At 61.8% G+C, this 23837-nt stretch carries 23 protein-coding genes; 10 read left to right on the forward strand and 13 right to left on the reverse strand.

Annotation, left to right across the window (positions count from 1 at the left end):
• Positions 1 to 73 precede the first annotated feature (73 nt).
• Positions 74 to 1348, reverse strand: coding sequence for an aspartate kinase (locus tag ACIQUG_RS26760; RefSeq protein WP_043622972.1), 1275 nt, complete (start codon positions 1346 to 1348; stop codon positions 74 to 76).
• A gap of 289 nt (positions 1349 to 1637) precedes the next feature.
• Here ACIQUG_RS26760 and ACIQUG_RS26765 point away from each other — a divergent pair, with 289 nt between their 5' ends.
• The 4 genes from ACIQUG_RS26765 to ACIQUG_RS26780 all read left to right on the forward strand — a co-directional run bounded on the left by ACIQUG_RS26765 (position 1638) and on the right by ACIQUG_RS26780 (position 7129).
• On the forward strand, positions 1638 to 2474 hold the full coding sequence (locus ACIQUG_RS26765) for a hypothetical protein (RefSeq protein WP_402325218.1): 837 nt from the start codon (positions 1638 to 1640) through the stop codon (positions 2472 to 2474).
• Positions 2475 to 2543: 69 nt separating this feature from the next.
• Entirely contained in the window at positions 2544 to 3590 is a 1047-nt protein-coding gene (locus tag ACIQUG_RS26770) for a linear amide C-N hydrolase (RefSeq protein ID WP_402325692.1), read from the forward strand.
• 140 nt (positions 3591 to 3730) lie between these two features.
• Complete coding sequence (locus ACIQUG_RS26775; RefSeq protein WP_402325219.1) at positions 3731 to 5173, forward strand: P-loop ATPase, Sll1717 family; 1443 nt, start codon at positions 3731 to 3733, stop codon at positions 5171 to 5173.
• A 423-nt stretch (positions 5174 to 5596) separates the two neighbouring features.
• Complete coding sequence (locus tag ACIQUG_RS26780; RefSeq protein ID WP_402325220.1) at positions 5597 to 7129, forward strand: ABC-F family ATP-binding cassette domain-containing protein; 1533 nt, start codon at positions 5597 to 5599, stop codon at positions 7127 to 7129.
• Positions 7130 to 7192: 63 nt separating this feature from the next.
• Here the strand turns inward: ACIQUG_RS26780 and ACIQUG_RS26785 are convergent, their stop codons facing one another.
• Complete coding sequence (locus ACIQUG_RS26785; RefSeq protein ID WP_402325221.1) at positions 7193 to 7708, reverse strand: methyltransferase domain-containing protein; 516 nt, start codon at positions 7706 to 7708, stop codon at positions 7193 to 7195.
• Between the two features lie 140 nt (positions 7709 to 7848).
• On the opposite strand from ACIQUG_RS26785, the gene ACIQUG_RS26790 reads away from it, so the two are divergent.
• Together ACIQUG_RS26790 and ubiG are read left to right on the forward strand one after the other, a co-directional pair.
• Entirely contained in the window at positions 7849 to 8397 is a 549-nt protein-coding gene (locus ACIQUG_RS26790) for a dihydrofolate reductase family protein (RefSeq protein ID WP_402325223.1), read from the forward strand.
• A 210-nt stretch (positions 8398 to 8607) separates the two neighbouring features.
• Entirely contained in the window at positions 8608 to 9354 is a 747-nt protein-coding gene (gene ubiG, locus ACIQUG_RS26795) for a bifunctional 2-polyprenyl-6-hydroxyphenol methylase/3-demethylubiquinol 3-O-methyltransferase UbiG (protein WP_402325225.1), read from the forward strand.
• Positions 9355 to 9369: 15 nt separating this feature from the next.
• Here ubiG and ACIQUG_RS26800 read toward each other — a convergent pair whose 3' ends face one another.
• The 5 genes from ACIQUG_RS26800 to ACIQUG_RS26820 form a co-directional block, all read right to left on the reverse strand.
• Positions 9370 to 9936 (reverse strand): GNAT family N-acetyltransferase, encoded by a 567-nt coding sequence (locus tag ACIQUG_RS26800; protein WP_402325227.1) that lies wholly within the window; start codon positions 9934 to 9936, stop codon positions 9370 to 9372.
• A 109-nt stretch (positions 9937 to 10045) separates the two neighbouring features.
• The gene (locus ACIQUG_RS26805) at positions 10046 to 10474 is read right to left on the reverse strand and encodes a DUF1178 family protein (protein WP_034797716.1); all 429 of its coding nucleotides are present in this window, start codon (positions 10472 to 10474) and stop codon (positions 10046 to 10048) included.
• Complete coding sequence (locus tag ACIQUG_RS26810) at positions 10471 to 11328, reverse strand: carbon-nitrogen hydrolase family protein (protein ID WP_402325229.1); 858 nt, start codon at positions 11326 to 11328, stop codon at positions 10471 to 10473. Before ACIQUG_RS26810 ends, ACIQUG_RS26805 begins: the two co-directional genes overlap by 4 nt.
• 65 nt (positions 11329 to 11393) lie before the next feature.
• Positions 11394 to 11651: a glutaredoxin 3 gene (gene grxC / locus ACIQUG_RS26815; RefSeq protein WP_043622990.1), complete on the reverse strand. Its 258-nt coding sequence runs from the start codon at positions 11649 to 11651 to the stop codon at positions 11394 to 11396.
• A 47-nt stretch (positions 11652 to 11698) separates the two neighbouring features.
• Positions 11699 to 12430, reverse strand: coding sequence for a ComF family protein (locus ACIQUG_RS26820; RefSeq protein WP_402325232.1), 732 nt, complete (start codon positions 12428 to 12430; stop codon positions 11699 to 11701).
• Between the two features lie 101 nt (positions 12431 to 12531).
• Here ACIQUG_RS26820 and ACIQUG_RS26825 point away from each other — a divergent pair, with 101 nt between their 5' ends.
• The gene (locus ACIQUG_RS26825; protein WP_402325233.1) at positions 12532 to 13410 is read left to right on the forward strand and encodes a methyltransferase domain-containing protein; all 879 of its coding nucleotides are present in this window, start codon (positions 12532 to 12534) and stop codon (positions 13408 to 13410) included.
• A gap of 33 nt (positions 13411 to 13443) precedes the next feature.
• Here the strand turns inward: ACIQUG_RS26825 and ACIQUG_RS26830 are convergent, their stop codons facing one another.
• The 6 genes from ACIQUG_RS26830 to ACIQUG_RS26855 form a co-directional block, all read right to left on the reverse strand.
• Positions 13444 to 13611 (reverse strand): Flp family type IVb pilin, encoded by a 168-nt coding sequence (locus ACIQUG_RS26830; protein WP_082006159.1) that lies wholly within the window; start codon positions 13609 to 13611, stop codon positions 13444 to 13446.
• Positions 13612 to 13679: 68 nt separating this feature from the next.
• Entirely contained in the window at positions 13680 to 14000 is a 321-nt protein-coding gene (locus ACIQUG_RS26835) for a hypothetical protein (protein WP_402325234.1), read from the reverse strand.
• Positions 14001 to 14179: 179 nt separating this feature from the next.
• A complete protein-coding gene (mutT, locus tag ACIQUG_RS26840) occupies positions 14180 to 14593 on the reverse strand; it encodes an 8-oxo-dGTP diphosphatase MutT (protein ID WP_402325235.1) in 414 nt (137 codons plus the stop codon).
• 4 nt (positions 14594 to 14597) lie between these two features.
• Positions 14598 to 15416, reverse strand: coding sequence for a GNAT family N-acetyltransferase (locus tag ACIQUG_RS26845; protein WP_043623003.1), 819 nt, complete (start codon positions 15414 to 15416; stop codon positions 14598 to 14600).
• 58 nt (positions 15417 to 15474) lie between these two features.
• On the reverse strand, positions 15475 to 16716 hold the full coding sequence (gene argJ, locus ACIQUG_RS26850) for a bifunctional glutamate N-acetyltransferase/amino-acid acetyltransferase ArgJ (protein WP_402325236.1): 1242 nt from the start codon (positions 16714 to 16716) through the stop codon (positions 15475 to 15477).
• A 212-nt stretch (positions 16717 to 16928) separates the two neighbouring features.
• On the reverse strand, positions 16929 to 17795 hold the full coding sequence (locus ACIQUG_RS26855; protein ID WP_402325237.1) for a peptidylprolyl isomerase: 867 nt from the start codon (positions 17793 to 17795) through the stop codon (positions 16929 to 16931).
• 243 nt (positions 17796 to 18038) lie between these two features.
• On the opposite strand from ACIQUG_RS26855, the gene secA reads away from it, so the two are divergent.
• The 3 genes from secA (at position 18039) to ACIQUG_RS26870 (ending at position 23805) form a co-directional block, all read left to right on the forward strand.
• Positions 18039 to 20747: a preprotein translocase subunit SecA gene (gene secA, locus ACIQUG_RS26860; RefSeq protein ID WP_192450577.1), complete on the forward strand. Its 2709-nt coding sequence runs from the start codon at positions 18039 to 18041 to the stop codon at positions 20745 to 20747.
• 395 nt (positions 20748 to 21142) lie between these two features.
• Positions 21143 to 22534, forward strand: a complete 1392-nt coding sequence (locus ACIQUG_RS26865; RefSeq protein WP_402325238.1) for a lipopolysaccharide biosynthesis protein — start codon at positions 21143 to 21145, stop codon at positions 22532 to 22534.
• Positions 22531 to 23805 carry a GNAT family N-acetyltransferase gene (locus ACIQUG_RS26870; protein WP_402325239.1) on the forward strand — a complete coding sequence of 425 codons (1275 nt, stop codon included), beginning with the start codon at positions 22531 to 22533 and terminating at the stop codon, positions 23803 to 23805. The genes ACIQUG_RS26865 and ACIQUG_RS26870 overlap by 4 nt, the downstream gene beginning before the upstream one ends.
• Positions 23806 to 23837 lie beyond the last annotated feature (32 nt).

A 23837-nucleotide genomic window follows, 5' to 3' on the forward strand; every position in this document is an offset into this window, starting at 1 on the left:
CCGAAATAGAGATGACGGCTTTGACGAGATCCGCGGCAACAACACCGCGAATCCCAAATCGGTCGTCTGTCGATTAACTCTTATCGAGACCGTAAGCGGAATGCAAAGTGCGAACTGCCAATTCCGCATAGGGTCCGTCGATCAGAATCGAAATCTTGATCTCGGAAGTTGTGATGGCCTTGATGTTGATGCCCTTGTCGGCAAGAGCGCGGAAGGCCGAAGCTGCTACACCGGCGTGGCTGCGCATGCCGATGCCGATGACCGAGACCTTGACGAGGCCGGCCTCGGATTGGACGACGTCATAGCCGATCTTGTCCTTGTTGTCGCCGAGCACCTTCAGCGCCTTGTCGACGTCGCCGGAGGGAACCGTGAAGGTCATGTCGGTCTTCGAACCGTCCTCGGAGATGTTCTGGACGATCATGTCGACGTTGATATGGGCTTCAGCCAGCGGGCCGAAGATCGCGGCGGAGACGCCCGGCCGGTCGGCGAGACGGCGCAGCGAAATCTGGGCTTCATCCTTGGCATAGGCAATGCCGGTTACGACTTCCTGTTCCACGATCTCATCCTCATCACAAATCAACGTACCGGGCGGATTGAGAAGGTCACCCATGCCCGGCGCATCGGGATCTTCGAAAGACGAACGCACGAAGGTGCGGACCTTGTGCACCATGGCGAGCTCGACCGAGCGCACCTGCAGCACCTTGGCGCCGAGCGATGCCATTTCCAGCATTTCCTCGAACGCGATTTTCTTCAGCCGCCGCGCCTTCGGCTCGATGCGCGGGTCGGTCGTGTAGACGCCATCGACGTCGGTGTAGATGTCGCAACGGTCTGCCTTGACGCCGGCGGCAATCGCAACGGCCGAGGTGTCGGAGCCGCCGCGACCAAGGGTGGCGACGCGGTTGTCGGGCCCAAGTCCCTGGAAGCCGGCAATGACGGCGACCTGGCCCTCACCCATGCGGCGGACGAGTTCCGCACCGTCGATATCGAGAATGCGGGCGGCGCCATGGGCATTGTCGGTGCGGATCGGGATCTGCCAGCCCTGCCAGGAACGGGCGTTGATGCCCATCGACTGCAGCGCGATCGCCAGCAGGCCGGAGGTCACCTGTTCGCCGGACGCGACGATCGCGTCGTACTCGCGCGCATCGTAGAAGGGCGAGTTGGCGCCGGTTGCCTTCGGCATGTTCTGCACCCAGCCGACCAACTCGTTGGTCTTGCCGGACATGGCGGAAACGACGACGGCAACTTCGTGGCCGGCATCGACTTCGCGTTTCACATGGCGGGCAACATTGTGAATGCGGTCCAAATCAGCGACGGACGTTCCGCCGAATTTCATCACGATGCGTGCCATGTGCCTCTACCGGTACCCAATTTGCGCGCGTGGGGCGCGCGTGACAGGAAAGCCCCCGCCGGCGCCCGACGGTCAAAAAGCTTGGGAGACTTCTCGGACATCGGCAGTCACCGCTTCGGGGAGCGGAAAGTCGCGGCGTCTCTTAGCGGATCAGGGGCTCGCGCGCAATGGCAAGACGGCAGGAATAAGGCATCGCAATGCCGACGGAAACATGTGCGGCGAGCGCATGCGCCACTTGCAATTGCAGCCGTGGTGGCTAGGCTGCCGCTAAGGGATCAAGGGGGCAGACATGCAGACACGTCGCATAGCCGCAACCGGACGCGCCGCCGCGCATCTTGCCGGCGCATTTTCGCTGGCGCTGCTCTATTCGACGGCAGCGGGCGCTGCCGATTTCGACGCCGAGCGCATGGCGCCTGAGAGCGACTGGACAGTGATTGTCAGCCCCTATGTCTGGGCCGCCAGCCTGAAGGGCGACGCTTCTCTTGCCGGCTTCGACACGGATGTAGATGTGCCGTTCAAAGACACGCTCGACCATCTCGACCTGGCGCTTATGGGCAATATTGAGCTGACCAACGGTCAATGGGGCGTCTATTTCGATGGCCAGTATGTGCGCACCAGCCAGGACGAAGAGCTGCTATCCCACGAGATCGGCCTCGATATCAAGATGACGACGCTGGCCGCGGGCGCGTTCTATCAGATCTACGAGCAGGAGCTTGGCGGCAACACCGCCTTCGGCAAGCCGAGGACGTTCTCGATCGAGCCGACGGTCGGTCTGCGTTGGACGAAGCTCGAGGCCGACGTCTCCGTGCTTGGCTTCAATGCGACAAAGAGCGCCGACTGGACCGACCCCTTCGTCGGCGTGCGCGTCAAGGCGGATCTCAGCGAGCGCTGGAACCTCGCGGCCGAGGCCGACATCGGCGGCTTCGACGTCGGCTCCAAGCTCAGCGTCAACGCCCAGGCCTATCTCGGTTATCGCACCGAAATGTTCGGCCAGCCGACGATCCTGCGCGCCGGCTACCGGCTGCTCTACCAGGACTATGAAAGCGACGATTTCACCGGAGCCAACAAGTTCCGTTGGGACGTGAACCAACATGGCCCGGTCATCGGGTTCTCCATGCTGTTTTAGAAAGACCTGATCCGCACTCGACCTGCAAAGGAGAATGCCGTGACGTTTATCGGAAAGTCCGCCCGTACGATTGCTTCAGCGACACTCGCCAGCCTTCTCGTCCTTGCCCAGACCAGCGCCGAGGCCTGCACGCGCTTCGTCTATCTCGGTCCCAACGACAACATCATCACAGCCCGTTCCATGGACTGGAAAAGCGATGTGGCAACCAATCTCTGGGTGCTTCCCCGCGGTATCGAGCGCAATGGCCAGACCGGACCCAATTCGTTCAAATGGACGGCGAAATACGGCAGCCTGATTGCGACCGGCTACGACGTCTCGACCACCGACGGCGTCAACGAGGTCGGCCTCAACGTCAATCTGCTGTGGCTGGTGGAATCCGAGTATCCGAAGTTCGACGAAAAGTCGAAACCCGGACTGACGATCGCCGCCTGGGGGCAGTATGTGCTGGACAGCTTCGAGACGGTCGCAGAAGCGGTCGCAGCACTCGAAAAGGAACCCTTCACGATCGTCACCGACAACGTGCCCGGCGAGACCCGTCTGACGACGCTGCATCTTTCGATCTCCGACAAGACGGGCGACAGCGCCATCGTCGAGTATATCGGCGGCAAACAGGTCATCCATCACGACCGCAAGTATCAGGTGATGACCAATTCGCCGACCTTCGACGAACAGCTCGCGTTGAACACCTATTGGAAGCAGATCGGCGGCACGGTGATGCTGCCGGGCACGAACCGGGCCTCCGACCGGTTTGCCCGCGCGTCGTTCTATGTCAACGCCATTCCCAAGGACGAGAACCCCGACCGCGCGCTCGCCAGCGTCTTCAGCGTCATCCGCAACGCGTCCGTGCCCTACGGCCTCAACACGCCGGAAGAACCGAATATCTCTTCGACCCGGTGGCGCATCGTCGTCGATCACAAGCGCCTGCTCTACTTCTTCGAATCGGCGCTGACCCCGAACACCTTCTGGGTTGATCTGAAGAAGATCGATTTCACCAAGGAAACCGGCAAGGTGATGAAGCTCGACCTCGGCGACAACCAGGATCACACCTACTCGGGCGACGCGACCGGCAACTTCAAGCCTTCGGAGCCGTTCAAGTTCCTTGGCCTGCAGATGTAGTTCCAAGCAATGGGATTTTGCCGAACGGTGTGATCTGACAACATCGTAAAGTTTCGGGGCGAGTTGTGCGCGACATCAAAAAACAACTTGTGACATCACTCAAATGACCATAACTTAATGGTCAAACTGAGTGGGGTAAGATGAGCGACTTTCGAGATATTGTATTTGGGCTGATCTCTGCCGAAGCCGAACGATCAAAATATCCTGACCTGCTAATAAATGGACACATTGATTACAAAGCATCCGGCGACGTAGCCTTACATGGGGATAAGTACCTATTCCTAGGCTACAAAGGGGCCGGAAAATCTTCAATTGGCGAACGCACGTTGCTCACCGCCAACGATCAATACGATCGTGAAGTGAAACTTGTGTCTCTTGCTGATTTTCCTTTTACACCATTCTCAAAAATAATACGAGGCGACCTCGAACCGGAAGCGAAGTATCCACTGGCATGGTCATGGATACTTCTCGTCTACATTCTCGAATCGTTTGCCAGGGATGAAGCGCTCTTTCACCCAGATATGCCGATACTACGTGACGCGATTTCGGCGTTTCGACAGATGGGGTTGTCACCGGCCGCAGAACCTGGTGCCATTGTTAGAGCTAGCGCCAAGAATAGCTTCACATTATCGCTACCGGGAAAACTCGCTGAGTATAGCTGGTCCGGATCAGCGACCAAGCCTGCATCTGACATACCTGATTTCGTTGAATCTCTGAAGGAGGTCATTAGACACACTAGAAGCAAGACAAAACATTACTTAATAATAGACGGACTCGACGACATATTAACAACAAGAGAAGTGCAATACAAATCACTAGGAGCATTAATATTTGAAGTAGCAAGGCTGAATTCCGAATTCTCTAAATACGGAGTACCGGCAAAGATAATATTGCTGTGCAGAACTGATTTATTCGAGCGAATTCCAGGCGCAAATAAAAATAAAATTCGACACGATTACTCAGTAGAGCTTGATTGGTACCACGACCCGCAGAACCCAGACAGCTCACTTCTTGTCGAAGCAGCAAAGCTTAGAGCGAATAGAAGTTTGGGTCTTGGGGTAACTCTCTTCGGTGATCTCATCCCACGAAACATTGGAGGAGAGAACACTCAGAAACAATTGCTGGATATGACACGGCATACGCCGCGAGACTTTCTGCAACTACTAACTCATGTCCAGCAGTACTGCTCGTCTCCTCGCGTAAGTTCTGAGGCCCTAAAGGCAGGCATGAGAGACTACTCGATCAAATACTTCCTCCCAGAAATTCAGGATGAACTAAGTGGATACGCCACCCCTGAAGAAATAAATAGGATGATCGGAGCCCTTGGACGAGTAAGGAAACGTGATTTCAAGCTCACAGAATTAGTGTCAGCAGCACAAAACTCCGTAAAACCTCTTGAAGAGGCAAGGATTTATGAAATCGCGGAAGCACTTTTCAATTGTAGCGCTTTAGGCAATATTCAACACCGCCCCGGAGGCACAACATTTTACACATTTAAGTATCGAAATCGGCACTCCGCGTTTAACGAAGGAGAGCAAATAATGCTACACCGGGGCCTTTGGAAGGCACTGAATCTGCAGTAAAGCAGCATGCATTGTGGCGCGATATCAGTAAACTAAAATACCGCCAGACGACTTGCGCAGTTGTTGCGTACTAGCAGTGCTTTGTGTTATTCACGTCCCGCAACTTGAGTTCCAGAAGGGGGGGCTGCGCGTGATGACATTTTTCTGGCAACACCGTCAGTTTGGCCCCGTCCAAGCCCTGCAGATGCGTTTGCAGGGCTGACCAGATACCCTTTCGGCTCGTTGCGAGCCCTATCCCTGGTCTGCCCAGAGTGATGCAGTGCGAAACCGTTCCGGTTTGAACGCATGCATCGTCTTCCAATACCGAGCCGACGTGGCCCGAGCACAGCGTTTTGCTGTCGCGGGAACAACCATCCGCCAACCACGGCATGATTTTGCCGCCCCGGATGTCCAGCCGTCGCTCGTGCAGTCCAGAGAACGACCATGGCCTTGATCAACATCCGCAACCTCGGCGTCAGCCTGAGTGCACCGCTTTTTTCCAACCTCAACCTCTCGGTTGCCCCCGGTGACCGCATCGGCGTCGTCGCAGCCAACGGGCGCGGCAAGTCGACTCTGCTCAAATCGATCGCTGGTTCCTTCGACCCAACCGCCGGCGAAATCACCCGCTCGCGCGGCCTAACGGTCGGCCACGTCGAGCAGAACGTGCCTGCGTCCCTTTTGCCTCTCTCCTTCCACGACGCGGTTCTCTCAGCGCTCCCGACAGACCAGGCGGAAAACGAAAGCTGGCGCGTCGATATCGTGCTCGATTCCCTCGATGTGCCGGAGGTTCTACGGGCGCGCGCCGTCTCGCAGTTGAGCGGCGGCTGGCAGCGGCTGATGCTGCTTGCCCGCGTCTGGGTCAGCGAGCCGGACGCCCTGCTTCTGGACGAGCCGACCAACCATCTCGATCTCGCCAAGATCGGCCGGCTAGAGGCGTGGCTGAATGCGCTGCCACGCGACGTGCCGGTGCTAGTTGCCAGCCACGACCGCGCCTTTCTGGACGCCACCACCAACCGCACGCTGTTCCTCAGACCAGAGCAATCGCCGATCTTCGCGCTCCCCTATTCAAGGGCGCGCGCCGCTCTCGATGAGGTGGACGCATCGGAGGAGCGGCGTTACCAGCGCGACATGAAGGTGGCCCAGCAGCTGCGTCGCCAGGCCGCCAAGCTGAACAACATCGGCATCAACTCCGGTAGCGACCTGCTCACGATAAAGACGAAGCAGTTGAAACAGCGCGCAGAACGGCTGGAGGATGCCGCAAAGCCTGCGCATCAGGAACGTTCCGCTGGCGCGATCCGGCTCGCCAATCGCGGCACCCACGCTAAGATCCTGGTGACGCTCGACGACGTCCAGGTCGAAACACCCGACGGCACCCCGCTTTTCCGCACCGGCAAGCGCTGGATCTGCCAGGGCGACCGCATCGTGCTGCTCGGCGAAAACGGCGCCGGCAAGACCCGCCTCGTCAACCTGATCCGCGCGGCGATCGAGGAGCCCTCCCGCGTGCCGGACACGCTGAAGGCAACGCCCTCGCTCGTGCTCGGCTACAGCGACCAGGCACTTGCCGGCCTGTCGGACGACGAGACGCCGCTTGCCGCGCTGTCCCGCCGCTTCTCGCTCGGCGATCAGCGCGCCCGTAGCCTGCTCGTCGGTGTCGGCGTCGGCATCGACATGCAGGAAAAGGCGATCGGCCGGCTCTCGGGCGGCCAGAAGGCGCGTCTTGCGATGCTGGTGCTACGGTTGAAGGAGCCCAACTTCTACCTGCTCGACGAACCGACCAACCACCTGGACATCGAGGGCCAGGAAGCGCTTGAAGCGGAGCTGCTGAGAAACGAGACGAGTTGCCTTCTCGTCTCCCACGACCGCAGCTTCGTGCGCAATGTCGGCGACCGTTTCTGGCTGATCGAAAAGCGCCGCCTTGTCGAGGTCGAGGATCCCGAGGACTTCTTCGCCGCGGCGGCTGCAGGCGACGTCGGCTGACATAACCGCAATCCTCGCAAGCGTGACGCCCGCAAAAAGCGGGCGTCATCAGTCGCAACGCCATCAGGCTGGCGGCCGCGCAATCAGGCAGGCGACCTCGCCGCTGTCGAAGCTCTCCCCCAACCGGGCCTCGACCTGCCAGCTGTGGCGAAGGGCCGCCGCCTCGAGACGCGCGCCAACGTCGTCCGCCCCCGTGGACGGCTCGTCATGGAAAAGAAAAAGGCGGCCCTCCGGCTTCAACACCCGCACCAGCGCCGCAAACTCGCGGGCGGGATCGCCCCGCGTGAACACGCCGACGCGCATGGCGAACACCTTGTCGAAGCGACGGCCACCGAGATCGAGCGAGCGAAGCTCCGCAACCCGCAAGACGGCTCGCCCGGCGGCAACGTATTCCGCATTTCGGCGTGCTGCGGCTGCCACCATCGCAGCCGATCGGTCGACCGCGACAATCTCCCCATCGACAAGCCGCTCGCAAACCTTCGTCACGGCAACGCCGTGGCCGCAGCCGACTTCGGGCAGATGATCAGACGCGCGCGGCGCGATGACGTCGACCGCCCAGTCGATCCTGTTCAACGCCATCGAATTGCCTCCTTCCCTTCTCCGAAAACTAGCACGCGTGCCGGCGTGAATCCATCCGATGCAAATATAAAACCGCTTGCAAAATTATATCAGATTTGCCACTCTTCCCGTGAGAGAGCGTGCCGTAACGGGAGAGAGAAATGCGCAAGGTCATCATGTGGGACATGGTCAGCGTTGACGGCTTCTTCGAAGCACCGGGACACGACATCGGCTGGTTCGTCTTCGAGGACGAGCTCGCCGCCTATATCGGCGAAACACAGCTTGGAACGGGCACCCTGCTTTTCGGCCGCGTGACCTATGAGATGATGGCGGCCTACTGGCCGTCGGCCGAAGGTGACATCGCGACCTTCATGAACGGCGTCGAGAAATTCGTCTTTTCGCGCACGCTGACCTCCGCCGATTGGGCAAGGACGACGCTCGTGACCGGCGACGCCGCCGAGGAAGTCAAACGATTGAAGAAGCTCGAAGGCGGCACGATCTTCATCTTCGGCAGCGCCGATTTCGCCAGCGAACTGGTCGAGAAGGGCCTCGTCGACGAATACCGCCTCGGCATCAATCCGGTACTGCTCGGCGAGGGTGTGCCCCTCTTCAAACCAAGGCTGAAGCGAACGAAACTCAAGCTGACCCACACTCGCCCTCTGGCGTCCGGTGTTGTCATCCTGCACTACCAGCCGGAAGCGAGTGCTTAGCAGGACGAGTGCCACGCAGGCGCGTGCGCCGATCTGGCCCAGCGCCACCTCTTGACTTCCTTGTCCGATCGTCCGACTTCACTGCTGCACAACTCCCTAAATCGGGATCGGTTTAGGGGTAAATGATGCAGCAGTTTGAAGTGTTGCAGCGTCCGTAGCGCGTCGTAAAAGACGCGCGGCGCTGTCAGGACGATGCAAGGAGACGGCGACATGAGCGAGACCGCACGCACGACGATCGACCAGAGCGAGGTTGACCGCTTTTCCGCCATGGCCGCGGAGTGGTGGGATCCGACCGGCAAGTTCCGGCCGCTGCACAAGTTCAATCCCGTCCGCCTCGCCTATATCCGCGACAAGGTGGCTCAGCATTTCGGCCGTGATCCCAGGAGCCCGCAGCCGCTGAAAGGCCTGCGGCTGCTCGATATCGGCTGCGGCGGCGGTCTCCTGTCGGAGCCGATGGCGCGCATGGGCGCAGACGTGCTCGGCGCCGACGCCTCCGAAAAGAACATCGGGATAGCGAAGACCCACGCGGCCGGAAGCGGGGTAGCGGTCGACTATCGCGCCGTGACAGCCGAAGCGCTGGCCCAAGCCGGCGAGAGCTTCGACATCGTCCTCAACATGGAAGTGGTCGAGCATGTCGCCGATGTCGATTTCTTCATGACCACCTGCGCCCACATGGTGCGCCCCGGCGGCCTGATGTTCGTCGCCACCATCAACCGCACGATGAAGGCGGCGGCGCTTGCCATCTTCGCCGCCGAGAACGTGCTGCGCTGGCTGCCGCGCGGCACGCACCAGTATGAAAAGCTGGTGCGTCCGGAGGAACTGGAAAAGCCGCTCGTGGCGAACGGCCTCGAAGTAACCGAGCGGACCGGCGTCTTCTTCAATCCGCTCTCCAACCAGTGGAACCTGTCCAAGGATATGGACGTCAACTACATGATCGTCGCCAAGCGGCCACTATAAGTGCTGTCGGCGGGCTCAACCGGCCTGCCGACGCTCCTGCCATTCGCGCTTCAAGAGCGCATAGACGTATTCGTCTCCCCAGACATCGTTGAACCGGTCGTTTTCGATCAGATGCGCTTCGCGGCGCATGCCGAGACGCTCGACGACACCGACCGAACCCTTGTTGAGGGCATCGAGCCGGGCAAAGATCCGGTGGAAATTCAGCGTCGAGAAGCCAAGATCGAGCGTGGCCCCCATTGCCTCGGTGGCATAGCCCTTGCCGGCAAAGGCGGGATCGAAGATGTAACCGGTCTCCGCCTGCTCCGCCGCGCCGTTGGCGAGTTTCAGCAGCACCTCTCCGATCACGGCGCCATCGTCCCGACGCTCGACGGCGAACACGGCGACATCCCCATCGTCCACAAGCTTTGGCGCCGAAGCCTTGGCGAATTTTGTCCGCGCTGCCGTTTCGTCCAACGGCTCCTGGTAGAGATAGCGATAAACCTCCGGCAGTTGGTGATAGCCAAAGTAGCTCGCGAAATCATCGGGTGCAAAAGCCCTGATGATGAGGCGATCGGTGGAAATGCGGATATCGGACAACGTCATAGGCTGAAAAACTCCCACTGCAAAACCGCCAGATGGGAAGCAAGCCGTTGTTTTTAAAGAGGCCCTCAGGCTTTTATGCAAAAGGGGGCAAGCATTTCCCGCTCGCGCGTCAGTTGACTTCGTCGGGCAGGATCGGCAGCGGCGCGACGGCAATGCCCTCTTCAAGCAGCGCCACGGCCTCTTCCGCGGTTGCCTTGCCGATCAGGCCGCGTTCTTCCGCTTCGCCGTAATGGATCTTGCGGGCCTCTTCCGGAAAGCGCTCGCCGACATCCTCGGCGTTTTCGCGCACGGACTTCACCAGCTCGCGGATCTTGGCGACCGTCTCCTTCTGCGCCTGGTCCATGATCACCGCCCGCGTCGCTTCCTTCTTGCGCGCAGTCGCGACGGAAGGCGCCATCAGTTGCTTGGCAACGGACGTCGAATTGCAGCTCGGACAGGAGACCAGCTTGCGCTCGACCTGGCGGTCGAAGTCGTCGCTCGACGAGAACCAGCCCTCGAAATCGTGGCCGTTGTCGCAGGAAAGAGTGTAGCGGATCAAGCGGCAACGCCTCCCTTCCCGGTCGGCGCCACTTCATCGAGTACGAAACTGCGGGCGTTCTTCAAGTTCGGAATCTTTGCGCGCGCCGCATGCACGGCCGCGACGTCGATATCGGCAAGCACAATCGCCTCGCCGGTCGGGCCAGCCGATGCAAGCACGCGCCCCCAGGGATCGATGATCATCGAATGGCCGAAGGTCTCGCGCCCATCCTCATGCGTGCCCCCTTGCGCGGCGGCAATGACGAAAAGGCCGTTTTCGATCGCGCGGGCCCGAAGCAGGATTTCCCAGTGCGCCTCACCGGTCTGCCGCGTGAAGGCGGCAGGCACCGACATGATCTCGGCACCGGCAACGGCCTGCTGCCGGAAAAGCTCCGGGAAGCGCACGTCGTAGCAGATGGAAAAGCCAAGCTTGCCAAGGTCGAGCTCGGCCAGGCGCGCGATGCTGCCGGGCTGATAGGCGGCACTTTCCCGCCAGCTCTCGCCGTTGTCGAGATCGACGTCGAACATATGGATCTTGTCGTAGTCGCAGATCTTCTGGCCGCTCGGGCCGAAAAGCAGGCCGCGATTGGCGATCTTGCCGTCTGCAAGCGCGATCGGCGTCGAGCCGACGTGGAGGTAGACGCCAAGTTCGCCGGCAAGCTGAGCTGCTGCCGCGGCAATGAGATCGTTGGCCTCGTCCTTCAGGATCGCGCGCAGAGCCGCCCGGTCGCGCTGGAGCGCCCCGGTCATTTCCGGCGTCTGGATATAGGTCGCGCCCTGGGCTGCCGCTTCGCGCGCAAGCCGCACCATCGTCTCCGCATTCTTGCGGGGATCGACGCCGGAACACATCTGAAGGGCTGCGGCCTTGAAAGTCATCTCGTCCAACTCCCGGCGCTCACCGCTGACAAACGGGACGTCGCCTCATGCAAGGGTGCGGTGCCTCAGGCAGCCAGCATCGCGTCGAGTTTGCCGGCGCGTTCCAGCGCGTGCAGGTCGTCGCAGCCACCGACATGAATGTCGTTGATGAAGATCTGCGGGAACGTCGTCCCACCGTGCGACTTGTCGATCATCACCTTCCGAACGCTCGGATCATAGGTGGCATCGTGCTCGAGGAAGGAAACGCCCTTGGTTTCCAGGAGTTTCTTTGCGGCCGAGCAATAGCCGCAGAACTGACGCGTATAAATGACCACCGAAGCCATGATCCTGAACCGCTCCTTTGCCGGCGCCCGTGCCGGACATCTGATTGTCATATAAGACCGGATACGGCTCTTGCAAAGGTCAAAACCGTGACCGACCTCGCCCCCGCCCGCTTCAGCGCACGGGTCGCTGCGGCAACGGTTGCGCCGGTCGTATATACATCGTCGACGAGAACCACGCTTTTCCCGCTGAGACCCGCCTTGCCGCTTTCCGAGACGGCGAAGGCGCCGCGCACGTTCTCCTCGCGGGCGCGCAGCCCCAGGCGAACCTGCGGGCTCGTGCGTCGGATGCGCTTCAAGAGATCGGGCTGGTACGGGCGACCGGAGAGCTGGGCAATCGCCCGCGCCAGCTCCGCCGACTGGTTGAACCGCCGCTTCCACAGCCGGAAGGCATGCAGCGGCACGGGAATGATCGCATCGGCGGAAGCGACGGCACCGTCGCTCGCCCGGATCATCCATGCCGCCATCATCGGCGCGAGATCCGTGCGGTCGCGATATTTCAGCCCGTGGACCAGGTCGCGGGCGACGCCCTCATGGATCGCCACCGATCTCAGCCGGTCGAAGGCAGGCGGGTTGGCGATCGCCTCCGGTGACACCGATCCGGCGCCATGGTCGACCGAAAACGGGGTGCCGAGAACATCGCAATAGGGCCGTTCGATCAGCGGCAGCGTCGCCCAGCAGGAGGCGCAGACGGCGCGATGATCGCCGACCAGCCGACCGCAGCCGCAACAGACGGGCGGAAAGACGAGATCGACGAGCCCCAGGCCAAACCGTCTCAGCATGCCCGCGCGCCACGCCTGCGGAATACGCAACCTCTCCCATGCCATGCGGTTGACTTTGTGCCTCCGAAGGTCTCTTTGCTGCCCATCGCGGAGAGACTATCGTGGAAAAAATCTTTGACCAGAGCCTCGTCGAGGCGCACCGGGCAAGGGCGCTCAGAAACGCCGATCCGAAGGCCGGTTTCCTTCTCGACATCGTGGCCGAGGAGCTCGCCGAGCGTGTCGGCGTGGTCGAGCGCCACTTCGACCGCGCACTCGAACTGCACGGCTACACCGGTGAAACGGCCCGCCAACTGATGGCGACCGGCAAGATCGACGCCATCGAGCGCGTCGAGACCGATGCCCGCTTCGGCTCGACCGAGACGCCGGTGACGATCGCCTCGCTCGAAGAAGTTCCGGCCGAACCGGAAAGCGTCAACCTGATCGTCTCGCCGCTGTCCCTGCATCTGACCAATGATACGCCGGGCGCCTTCATCCAGGTGCGACGGGCGCTGAAACCCGACGGACTGTTCCTCGCCGCCATCCCCGGCAGCGGCACGTTGCAGGAACTGCGCGAAGCACTGCTGGCCGCGGAAGCCGAGCTGACGGGCGGCGCCAGCCCGCGCGTCATTCCCTTCGCCGATGTCCGTGACGTCGGCGCGCTCCTGCAGCGCGCCGGTTTCGCCCTGCCGGTCACCGACACGGAAAACTACACGGTCCGCTACGATTCGCTGTTTGCGCTGATCCGCGACCTGCGCGCCATGGGCATGACCAGCCCGCTTTCGGCGCGCAGCCGCACGCCCGTTTCCAGGCGCTTCTTCCTCAGGGCTGCGGAAATCTACGCGGAGCGCTTCTCCGATCCGGACGGTCGCATTCGCGCAACCTTCTCGATCATCTACCTGTCCGGTTGGGCACCGCACGAGAGCCAGCAGAAGCCGTTGAAGCCGGGTTCGGCAAAACAGCGGCTTTCAACCGCTCTCGGTACGAAAGAGCAGCCGCTTTAGGGCGGCATCCACCCCCAGATCCGGTTTCAATGTTTATGCGCTTGGGAACGCTGCGGCGAGCGAGTCGTAGACATAGGTCAACGCACTGCCGATCTGGTTGGCCCCGAAGATCAGGCTGAGGGAGACGAGGGCGGCAATCAGCGCATACTCGATGGCGATGCCGCCATCCTTGCCGCGAAACAAGCGTCTAAGCGTTTCCATTCGTCCCCAGCCTGATTTCTGTTCAATCCGAAACGCAAGCCAGCACCAACGGGCCGATGGCGTTCGTTTCAGCAGCCGCTCTTGCGGCCGTCGGCATCGATAATGCAAACCGCTCCGGGCATTTCCTGAAGGACGCTGCGCCGAACCGTGTAGCGCTTCGTAGTCCCGGTCGAAGGGATGGAGCCGGTGGAAATGTTGTCGTAATCGACAGGCGTATTGGCCATGATGCGCTTGTCTGTCTTTGACGACAGCATAGGCGTCAGGATCAGCGTCAGTGCGATCACCGCTGTTCCGAACAACAGCGACAGATTGAGCACACCTGTCCGGCGGGACTGATTGTTCATCAGATCCTTTTCCTGAACCGTGTTCCAGAAATCGTCGTCCACCATCCCAGCCTCACAAACGCGCAAAATACGGCGAACGCAAGCGCCCTTCCCAAGCTTGGTTCTACCGCACTGCCTGAAATCGATACGCCGTTGCCAACGATACGTACCGAAACTGAATTGGAGCTATCTTTGCGCCAGGGAGATAAACGATCGATTAATAATCAATCAGATTTCGGGTAGGTTCAGAGCAAATCCATGAGAAACGGGATGAGCGGTTCGTCAGCCGGCGGCATCGGATAATCGCGCAAGGCCTTTGACCGGACCCACTTGATCGCCTGGCCTTCCCGCCCGGTCGCAACCCCTTCGTAGCGGCGGCAGACATAGAGCGGCATCAGGAGATGGAAGTCGTCATAGGTGTGGCTGGCGAAGGTGAGCGGCGCGAGGCACGCGACCTTGGTGCGGATGCCGAGTTCTTCCTCGAGCTCGCGGATCAGGGTTTCCTCCGGCGTCTCGCCGGCCTCGACCTTGCCGCCCGGAAACTCCCATAGGCCGGCAAGCGATTTTCCTTCCGGCCGCTGCGCAAGCAGGATGCGGCCATCGGAATCGACCAGCGCGCAGGCCGCGACAAGCACGATCTTCTTTCCGTTGGCGTCCATGGCCTCAAGCTCCCGGCGTTCTGTAGATGTAGCTGTAGACTTCGGAGAAACCGGCGCCGCGATAAAGCGCCATGGCCGCGCTGTTGTCCGCCTCCACCTGCAGCCAGGCCTTCTTGGCGCCGCGAAGGCGCGCCCAGCGCAGGCAGACGTCGAGCATTGCCTTGCCGACGCCCTGACCACGGACGCGCTCGTCCACGGCAAACTGCATGATGCCGGCAAGGTCGTTGTCCTGGACGACCAGCGCCACGGCCGTCGGCCCCGTTTCGGCATCCTCGAACAGGAAGAGGCCGCTCTCCGGCTTGATCGCATTGATGATTTCCGCCAGCGCCGCCTTGCGCTTCGGATCGCCCTTCGCAATCCCGATGCAGGCGTCGACGAAGCGGCCGACATCCTTGATCGGCAGGTGATCGATGCCGTCGCCAAACTCGCGCTCGACGAGATCGACCGTCATCACCAGGCTGCGGCTGAACGCGGTCCAGCCCTCGGCGTCCATATGGGCGACAAGCTGCGGCGGTGTCAGCGGCGTCTGGCGCACGGTCAACGGCCGGCCGTAATCGGCAAAGCGCCGGGCGGCCTTTTCGAGACGGACCGGGATGTCGCGATAGTCGGACGGATCGAGCGGATTGACGGAATTCAGCCGCTTGGAATCATGGCCAGCATTGAGCCGGATCAGCCAGCTGCCATCATATTGCACGGACGCTGCCGGCCAGGCGCGGAAACCCACGGCCTCAAGACGGCGCACGTTCGGAAGATCCACCATTGCCACTTCCCCAGCTTCGGCCTGTGCCTTGCCCGCCACGGGCCGAATATCACTCGATGTCATCTTGCTACCTCTGTACGGCCTGGCACGCCAGGCCGCTCACCATCCTGCAATCGGTGCCTCAGCTCCGGTAATCGCCGTTGATCTCGACATATTCCTTGGTCAGGTCGCAGGTATAGACGGTGGCGCGACCGGAACCGAGGCCGATCTCGACGCGGATCGGGATGTCCTCGGCCTTCATCACGGCGGTGGCCGCAGCTTCCGAATAGGTCGGATCACGCTCGCCCTCGACCGCGACGCGCACGTCACCGAACCAGATCGCCAGCCGGTCGCGTTCGGCCAATTCGCCGGCCTTGCCGACAGCCATGACCACGCGGCCCCAGTTGGCGTCTTCGCCGGCAACGGCGGTCTTGACCAGCGGCGAATTGGCAATCGAAAGCGCAATGCGCTTGGCGGCGGCATCGTTTTCGGCGCCCTCGACGGTGACTTCGACCATCTTGCGCGCACCTTCGCCGTCACGCACCACCTGCAGCGCCAGATCGCGCAGGAGATCGTTCAGTGCTGCGCGGAAGGCATCGAGCCGCGGGTCGGCCGCATCGGTGATCGCCGGCTGGCCGTCAGCCGATGCAGCGCCCGTCGCAAACAGCATCAGCGTGTCGGATGTCGAAGTGTCGCTGTCGACCGTGACCGAATTGAAGGTCGGGCCGACGCCGGCCGAAAGCAGGGCCTGCAGCGCGGCCGGCGCAATGTCCGCATCGGTGACCACGAAGGAGAGCATCGTCGCCATGTCGGGTGCGATCATGCCGGCGCCCTTGGCGATGCCGTTGATCGTCACCTTGACGCCGCCGATGTCGGCGCTGCGTGTCGCGACCTTCGGATAGGTATCCGTCGTCATGATCGCCTTGGCGGCTTCGAACCAGAAGTCTTCCTTGCCGGCAGCAGCCAGATCGTCGAGCACGCCGGCAAACTTGGTCGCGTCCAAAGGCTCGCCGATGACGCCGGTCGACGCCAGGAACACTTCGCTCTCCGCGCAGCCGACAGCCTTTGCCGCCGACTTCGCCGTCAGTTCCGTCGCGTCGCGGCCCTTCTTGCCGGTGAAGGCATTGGCGTTGCCGGAGTTGACGACGACGGCGCGTGCGACACCGCCCGAAAGGTTCTTGCGGCAGAAGTCGACCGGGGCCGAGGGGCACTTGGAACGGGTGAAGACACCGGCCACGACAGCCGGCCGGTCGAACACCATCATCAGCACGTCGGTGCGGTTCTTGTACTTGATGCCGGCGGCTGCGGTCGCCATGCGGACGCCGCGCACGGAGGGCATTTCGGCAAAGGTTTTCGGAGCGAGCGGGGAAACGGAGCCGGACATGGGAAACCTGCTGTGACGTGTTGAAACCAAAGCATCTCCAGGAAGAACCAGGGCGGCCTTCAGGAGTGCCTAAGAACAAAGATCCGGAGCGGTCTACAACCGAAACGGCTCCAGATCCATCTTGCGACAAATGCCCGAACGGTTTTCACCGCCGGGCATCGATAAAAAGCGGTGACGACAGGCCCCGCCGGTGGCAGGGCCCGCCGATCGAATTACTTGGCTTCTTGCGCTTCCTGCGCCTTGTTGGCCTCGTCATAGGCCTGCTTCAGCGCCGGGTCGGAAATCTCGACGCCTGCGTCCTTTTTGGCAGCGGCAAGCAGCTCGACATACTTGTCACGCATGACAAGCTGGCGAACCTGCTGTTCGACCTGCTCGAGCGGCGGCGGAGCCTGCGGACGCTTGTCTTCGACCAGGATGACGTGGAAGCCGAACTGGGTCTTGACCGGGGTCTTGGTGTAGGTGCCCTTCTCGAGAGCGAAGGCAGCCGTTTCGAATTCCGGCACCATGCGGCCCTTGGTGAAGTAGCCGAGGTCGCCGCCGTCGTTCTTGTTCGGATCGGTGGACTTCGCCTTGGCAAGCTCGACGAAGCTCTTGCCGGCGTCGAGTTCCTTGATGATTTCCTTGGCTTCGTCTTCCGTCTTGACCAGGATATGGCGGGCCTTCACTTCTTCCTGAACCGGAATGGCCGCGACTTCCTTGTCGTAGCGGGCCTTCACGTCGTCCTTGGTGATGGCGTCGACGACGTGCTTCTTGAAGTAGGCGTTGTGCAGTTCGCGCTCGGTAAGGTACGCGACGCGCTGCTTGAAGGTGGCGTCGTCCTGCAGACCTTCCTTCTCGGCCGTGGCGGACAGAAGCTTGACGTCGATGATCGCCGACAGTGCAGCGGCGCGCTTCTGTTCTTCCGGCATCTGCTGCAGCTGCGGGTCGAGACCGCCCAGAGCAAGGTTGAGTTCGGACTGGCGCACGTCCTCGCCGCCAACCTTGGCGACCACCGGATCGGCGTCTTCCGCCCGCGCGCCACCATGTACGGCCATTGCCGCAACCAGTGCCGCGGCGGCCAGGGTTTTCAACTTGGTCATGCTCACTAACCTTTCACATTGGCCTTCGGCGCAATTGCCTGCAGCTTGTAGCGGCTGCACAACACCAGAATGTGGCGGTTCTGTAGCCGTCCAGTAGTGCAATTGCGTTGACATAATTCGACCCCCCTCTTATCTGTCACGCAACCTCGCGTCCAGAACAGTTTCCGGGCGTTTCACGGCATTGCGCGGTTTTCGCGGCGCGGCCATGAGACCCAAGGCAACAAAAAAGAAAGGACCATTCATATGGTCAGTCTCGGCGGCCTAGCCCGCAAGTTGTTTGGCTCCTCCAACGATCGCCGCGTGCGTGGCTACAAAGCCCGGGTGGATGCCATCAACGCTCTCGAAGCCGACATGAAGGCACTGTCGGACGAGGCGCTCGCCGGCAAGACGGTGGAATTCCGCAAGCAGCTGGAAGAAGGCAAGACGCTCGACGACCTGCTGGTTCCGGCCTTTGCAGTCGCCCGCGAAGCGGCCCGCCGCGTGCTCGGCCTGCGCCCGTTCGACGTCCAGCTCATCGGCGGCATGATCCTGCATGAGCGCGCCATCGCCGAAATGAAGACCGGTGAAGGCAAGACCCTCGTCGCGACGCTTCCGGTCTACCTGAACGCGCTTGCGGGCAAGGGCGTGCACGTCGTTACCGTCAACGACTACCTCGCCCAGCGCGACGCCGGCACCATGGACCGCATCTATAGCTTCCTCGGCATGACCACGGGCGTCATCGTCCACGGCCTGACCGACGAGCAGCGCAAAGCCGCCTATGCCTGCGACATCACCTACGCCACCAACAACGAGCTCGGCTTCGACTATCTGCGTGACAACATGAAGTACGAGCGCGGCCAGATGGTCCAGCGCGGTCACTTCTTCGCCATCGTCGACGAAGTGGACTCGATCCTCGTCGACGAAGCGCGCACGCCGCTGATCATCTCCGGCCCGCTCGACGACCGTTCGGATCTCTACAACACGATCAACGAGTTCATTCCGCTGCTTTCGCCCGAAGATTACGAAATCGACGAAAAGCAGCGCTCGGCCAACTTCTCCGAAGAAGGCACCGAGAAGCTCGAAAACCTGCTGCGCGAGGCGGGCCTGCTCAAGGGTGAATCGCTCTACGACATCGAAAACGTCGCGATCGTCCACCACGTCAACAATGCGCTCAAGGCGCACAAGCTGTTCCAGCGCGACAAGGACTACATCGTTCGCAACGGCGAGATCGTCATCATCGACGAATTCACCGGCCGCATGATGCCGGGCCGCCGTTATTCGGAAGGCCAGCACCAGGCGCTCGAAGCCAAGGAAAAGGTGCAGATCCAGCCCGAGAACCAGACGCTCGCATCGATCACCTTCCAGAACTACTTCCGCATGTATTCCAAGCTCGGCGGCATGACCGGTACGGCCTCCACCGAAGCTGAAGAATTCGGCAACATCTACGGGCTCGAAGTGGTCGAAGTTCCGACCAACCTGCCGATCAAGCGTATCGACGAGGACGACGAAGTCTACCGGACCCAGGGCGAGAAGCTGAACGCCATCATCGAGGAGATCAAGTCGGCGCATGAGCGCGGCCAGCCGATGCTGGTCGGCACGACGTCGATCGAAAAGTCGGAACAGCTCGCCGACCTCCTGAAGAAGTCGGGCTTTGCCAACTTCCAGGTTCTGAACGCCCGCTACCACGAGCAGGAAGCCTTCATCGTCGCCCAGGCCGGCGTGCCGGGCGCCGTCACGATCGCCACCAACATGGCCGGTCGCGGTACCGACATCCAGCTCGGCGGAAACGTCGACATGCGCATTCAGCAGGAGCTCTCGGACGTCGAGCCCGGCCCCGAGCGCGAACAGCGCGAACAGGCGATCCGCGCCGAAGTGCAGCAGCTGAAGGAAAAGGCGCTGGCCGCCGGCGGCCTTTACGTTCTCGCGACCGAGCGCCACGAAAGCCGCCGCATCGACAACCAGCTGCGCGGCCGTTCCGGCCGTCAGGGCGACCCGGGTCGCTCCAAGTTCTACCTGTCGCTCCAGGACGACCTGATGCGCATCTTCGGCTCCGACCGCATGGACGGCATGCTGCAGAAGCTGGGCCTCAAGGAAGGCGAGTCGATCATCCATCCGTGGATCAACAAGGCTCTCGAACGCGCCCAGAAGAAGGTCGAAGCCCGCAACTTCGACATCCGCAAGAACCTTCTGAAGTACGACGACGTTCTCAACGATCAGCGCAAGGTGATCTTCGAGCAGCGCATCGAGCTGATGGATGCCGAAAGCGTCACCGAAACCGTGACCGACATGCGCACCGAAGTCGTCGAAGACATGGTCAGCAAGCGCATTCCCGAAAAGGCCTATGCCGAGCAGTGGGACGTCGCGGGCCTCAAGGCCGACGTGCAGCAATACCTCAATCTCGACCTGCCGATCACCGAATGGGCCGCGGAGGAAGGCATTGACGAGGCCGACATTCTCGAGCGCGTCATGGCCGCTGCCGAAAAGGAAGCCGCCGACCGTGCCGAGCGCTTCGGTCCCGAGATCATGCAGTATGTCGAACGCTCGGTCGTGCTGCAGACGCTCGACCATCTGTGGCGCGAGCACATCGTCAACCTCGACCACCTGCGTTCGGTCATCGGCTTCCGCGGTTATGCCCAGCGCGACCCGCTGCAGGAATACAAGTCCGAAGCCTTCGAGCTGTTCCAGGCCCTGCTCGGCAATCTGCGCCAGGCCGTGACGGCACAACTCATGCGCGTCGAACTGGTGCGCGAAGCGGCAGAAGCGCCGCAGCCGGTCCCGCCAGCCATGCACGGCCACCACATCGACCCGCTAACCGGCGAGGACGATTTCGGCGGCGAAACGCTTCTGGCAGCCCCGCCGGTTCAGCGCGACGCGGCCAACCCACTGTCCTGGGGCAAGGTGTCGCGCAACGAGCTGTGCCCCTGCGGGTCGGGCAAGAAGTACAAGCACTGCCACGGCATCTACGAGGCATAAGCCGAATATGGAAAGCGGGTGCTGTCTGCACCCCCTGCCCTTCAGAAATGCCGCCTCCGGGCGGCATTTTCGTTTCGCGGGCCTGCTTGCTAGCGATCGGACGACCTGGCGTGGGCAATCAGGCTTTCGAGTGCGCGAATGCTGGTGCGGTTGATGTGGCGGCGGCCGAGCGCGGCGTTGATGCGGAGTGCGAGGTCTAGCCGACCATGCGCGGGCCGATCGATTTCGCCTGCATCATCCGTTGCCGCTCGCTGTCCTCAATCGGCATGGTTGCCCCCATTCCTTACAACCGCGCTGCACCCTTTGTTAACGCTGTTCTGGCAGTACTAAAACCCTGTATTGCGTAATCTCAGGGTGTTCTCGTGTTCATGGCGGTATGTCAAACGGCCGGACGAATGCTGCCGTCGGCACTGAGACACCGCCTGTCTGCAATATTCGCCGGACTTCTCCCCATCCTCACCGGTTCCGACGCGAAGAACGCCGCGCGCCGCATGGCGCTCGTCGCCTTCGCGGTTCGTATCGTCAGCGCCGCCATCGCCTTCCTGTCGCAGATCATCCTTGCGCGGCTGATGGGCGAGTTCGAATACGGCATTTTCGTCTTCGTCTGGGTGCTGGTTATCCTGTTCGGCAGCCTCTCCTGCGTCGGCTTCCACTCGGTGGTCATCCGCTTCCTGCCGGAGTACCAGGCATCGGCCGCCATGGACGAGATCCGCGGCGTGACGACGACAGTGCGCATCTTCGCACTTTCCTCCGCCACCACGGTCGCGGTCCTCGGCCTTGCCGAACTCTGGTTCTTTTCCGGGCACATCGAGGCCTACTACCTCGTGCCCCTCTATCTCGGGCTCTTCACCCTGCCGATGATTTCGCTCGGCGACGTCATGGACGGGACGGCGCGTGCCCATGGCTGGCCGATTGCCGCCATGAGCCCCACCTTCATTATCCGGCCGCTGCTGGTGCTCGTTTTCATGGTGCTCGCCGTCACCGCCGGGGCGCCGCATACGGCGCAAACGGCCATGATGGCAGCCATGGCCGCGGCCTATGTCACCAGCGTCTCGCAGTTTCTCGCGCTCACCTACCGCCTTCGCTCGCGCTATGTTCCAGGACCGCGTCGCATCGAGCTTCGCCGCTGGCTCAAGGTCTCGATCCCGGTCTTCCTGGTCGATGGCTTCGGCTTCCTCTTGACCAATTCCGATGTGGTGATCGTCGGCCTCTACCTTGAGCCGGACGACGTCGCGATCTATTTCGCCGCCGCCAAGACCATGGCGCTGGTGCATTTCGTCATGTTCGCGGTCAAGGCGGCCGCAGGCCCACGCGTCTCCAACGCGATGGCGCGCGATCCCGGCCAGATCCCCGGCATCGCGATCGAAAGCGCCCGCTGGGCCTTCTGGCCGTCGCTTCTGGTCGGCGCGCTGGTACTACTGGCGGGGCCATTCCTGCTTTCGCTCTTCGGGCCGGCCTTCGTCACCGGGCTGCCGCTGATGATGGTGCTTTTTGCAGGCATCCTCGCCAAGGCTTTCGTCGGCCCGGCCGAAACGCTGCTAACGATGGCCGGCCAGCAGACGCTATGCGTGGTCCTCTACGCCGGCGCGCTGGTGGTCAACATCGCACTCAACCTCAGCCTCATCCCTCTTTTCGGACTGAACGGTGCTGCTTTTGCAACCGCCGGTGCTATGTTCGTAGAGGCGATGCTGCTGCACATCGCCGTCCGGCGTACCTTCGGCTTCGCGCTCTTCGCCTTCGCAAGAGCACGGGCCGGCAATGATAACAACGGGGCTGTCCATCCATGATCGGCAATACCAATCTTCCGAGCGATGCAAACAGCCGGGCCGCACGGGTTCTCGGCGGTCTGGCGCAGGCCGGCGACAGCGGGCCGACCGCAGAGCAGCTGATCGAGGTCGGTCGCCCCGGACGCCATCTTGCCATCTATCCAGCAAGGGCCGGCTACGAGTTGCAGCGCGAACTCGACTTCCTGTCGAACCGGGCGCTGGAACCAAATGTCTTTTTCACCGGCCGCTTCCTGGCGCCGGCGATGCCACGGCTCGAAGAGCGCGTCATCCGGCTTGCGATCATGCGCGACAACGACGAACGCCGCAGCCGCCTGCGCTTCCTGATGCCGTTCTCGATCGAAAAGCCCGGCTTCTCGATCGGCGCACCGATCATCCGCGCCTGGTCGAACCCGTTCGGTCCGCTCGGCGTGCCGCTGCTCGACGCCGAGGATGCGGCCGAAACCATCGACAACCTGTTCGAAGCCTTTGCCGCACCGGCAACCGGGCTGCCCTCGATCCTGGTGCTGCCCGACATGCGGCTGAACGGCAAGGTTGCCCGCCTCACCCGTGCCGTGGCCATCGGCCGCAACCTGCCTTTGACGGTGACCGACACCTTTAGCCGGCCGATGCTCGAAAGCCTGCTCGACGGGCCGACCTATCTGCGACAGGCCATCAGCCCGGCGCATTTCCGCGAGTTGCGGCGGCAGTGGAACAATCTCGAGAAGCAGGGCGAACTCGTCTATTCGGTCGCCCGCCAGCCGGCCGACGTCCGACTGCGCATGGAGGAATTCCTGGCGCTGGAGGCCTCGGGCTGGAAGGGCAAGGCGCGCAGCGCCATGGTGCTCGACCGTTTCCGCGCCGCTTTTGCGCGCGAGGCGATCACCAATCTGGCGGACGGCGACAGCGTGCGCATCCACACGCTCGATCTCGACGGCAAGGCGATCGCCTCGATGGTCGTCTTCCTGATGTCGGGCGAGGCCTATACCTGGAAGACCGCCTATGACGAGCGCTATGCCAGGTTCTCGCCGGGCAAGCTGCTTCTCGCCGAACTGACGGAATGGCATCTCGACGACGCCAACATCGCGCGCTCGGATTCCTGTGCAGTGCCGGACCACCCGATCATGAGCCGCTTCTGGCAGGAGCGCGAAGACATGGGCACCATGGTGATTGGCCTGCAGCAGACCCGCGACCGCGAAGTGCGCCAGGTGGCAGCCCAGCTCCACCTCTATCGCAATACCCGCAACATGGCGCGGATTCTGCGCGACAAGATCAAGGCACTGGCCGGACGCTAGAGCGGGACGAGAAACGGCGCGCGGTTTCCGCC

Origin of the sequence: Ensifer sp. NPDC090286 (assembly GCF_044769565.1) — a bacterium.
Taxonomy (GTDB): domain Bacteria; phylum Pseudomonadota; class Alphaproteobacteria; order Rhizobiales; family Rhizobiaceae; genus Ensifer.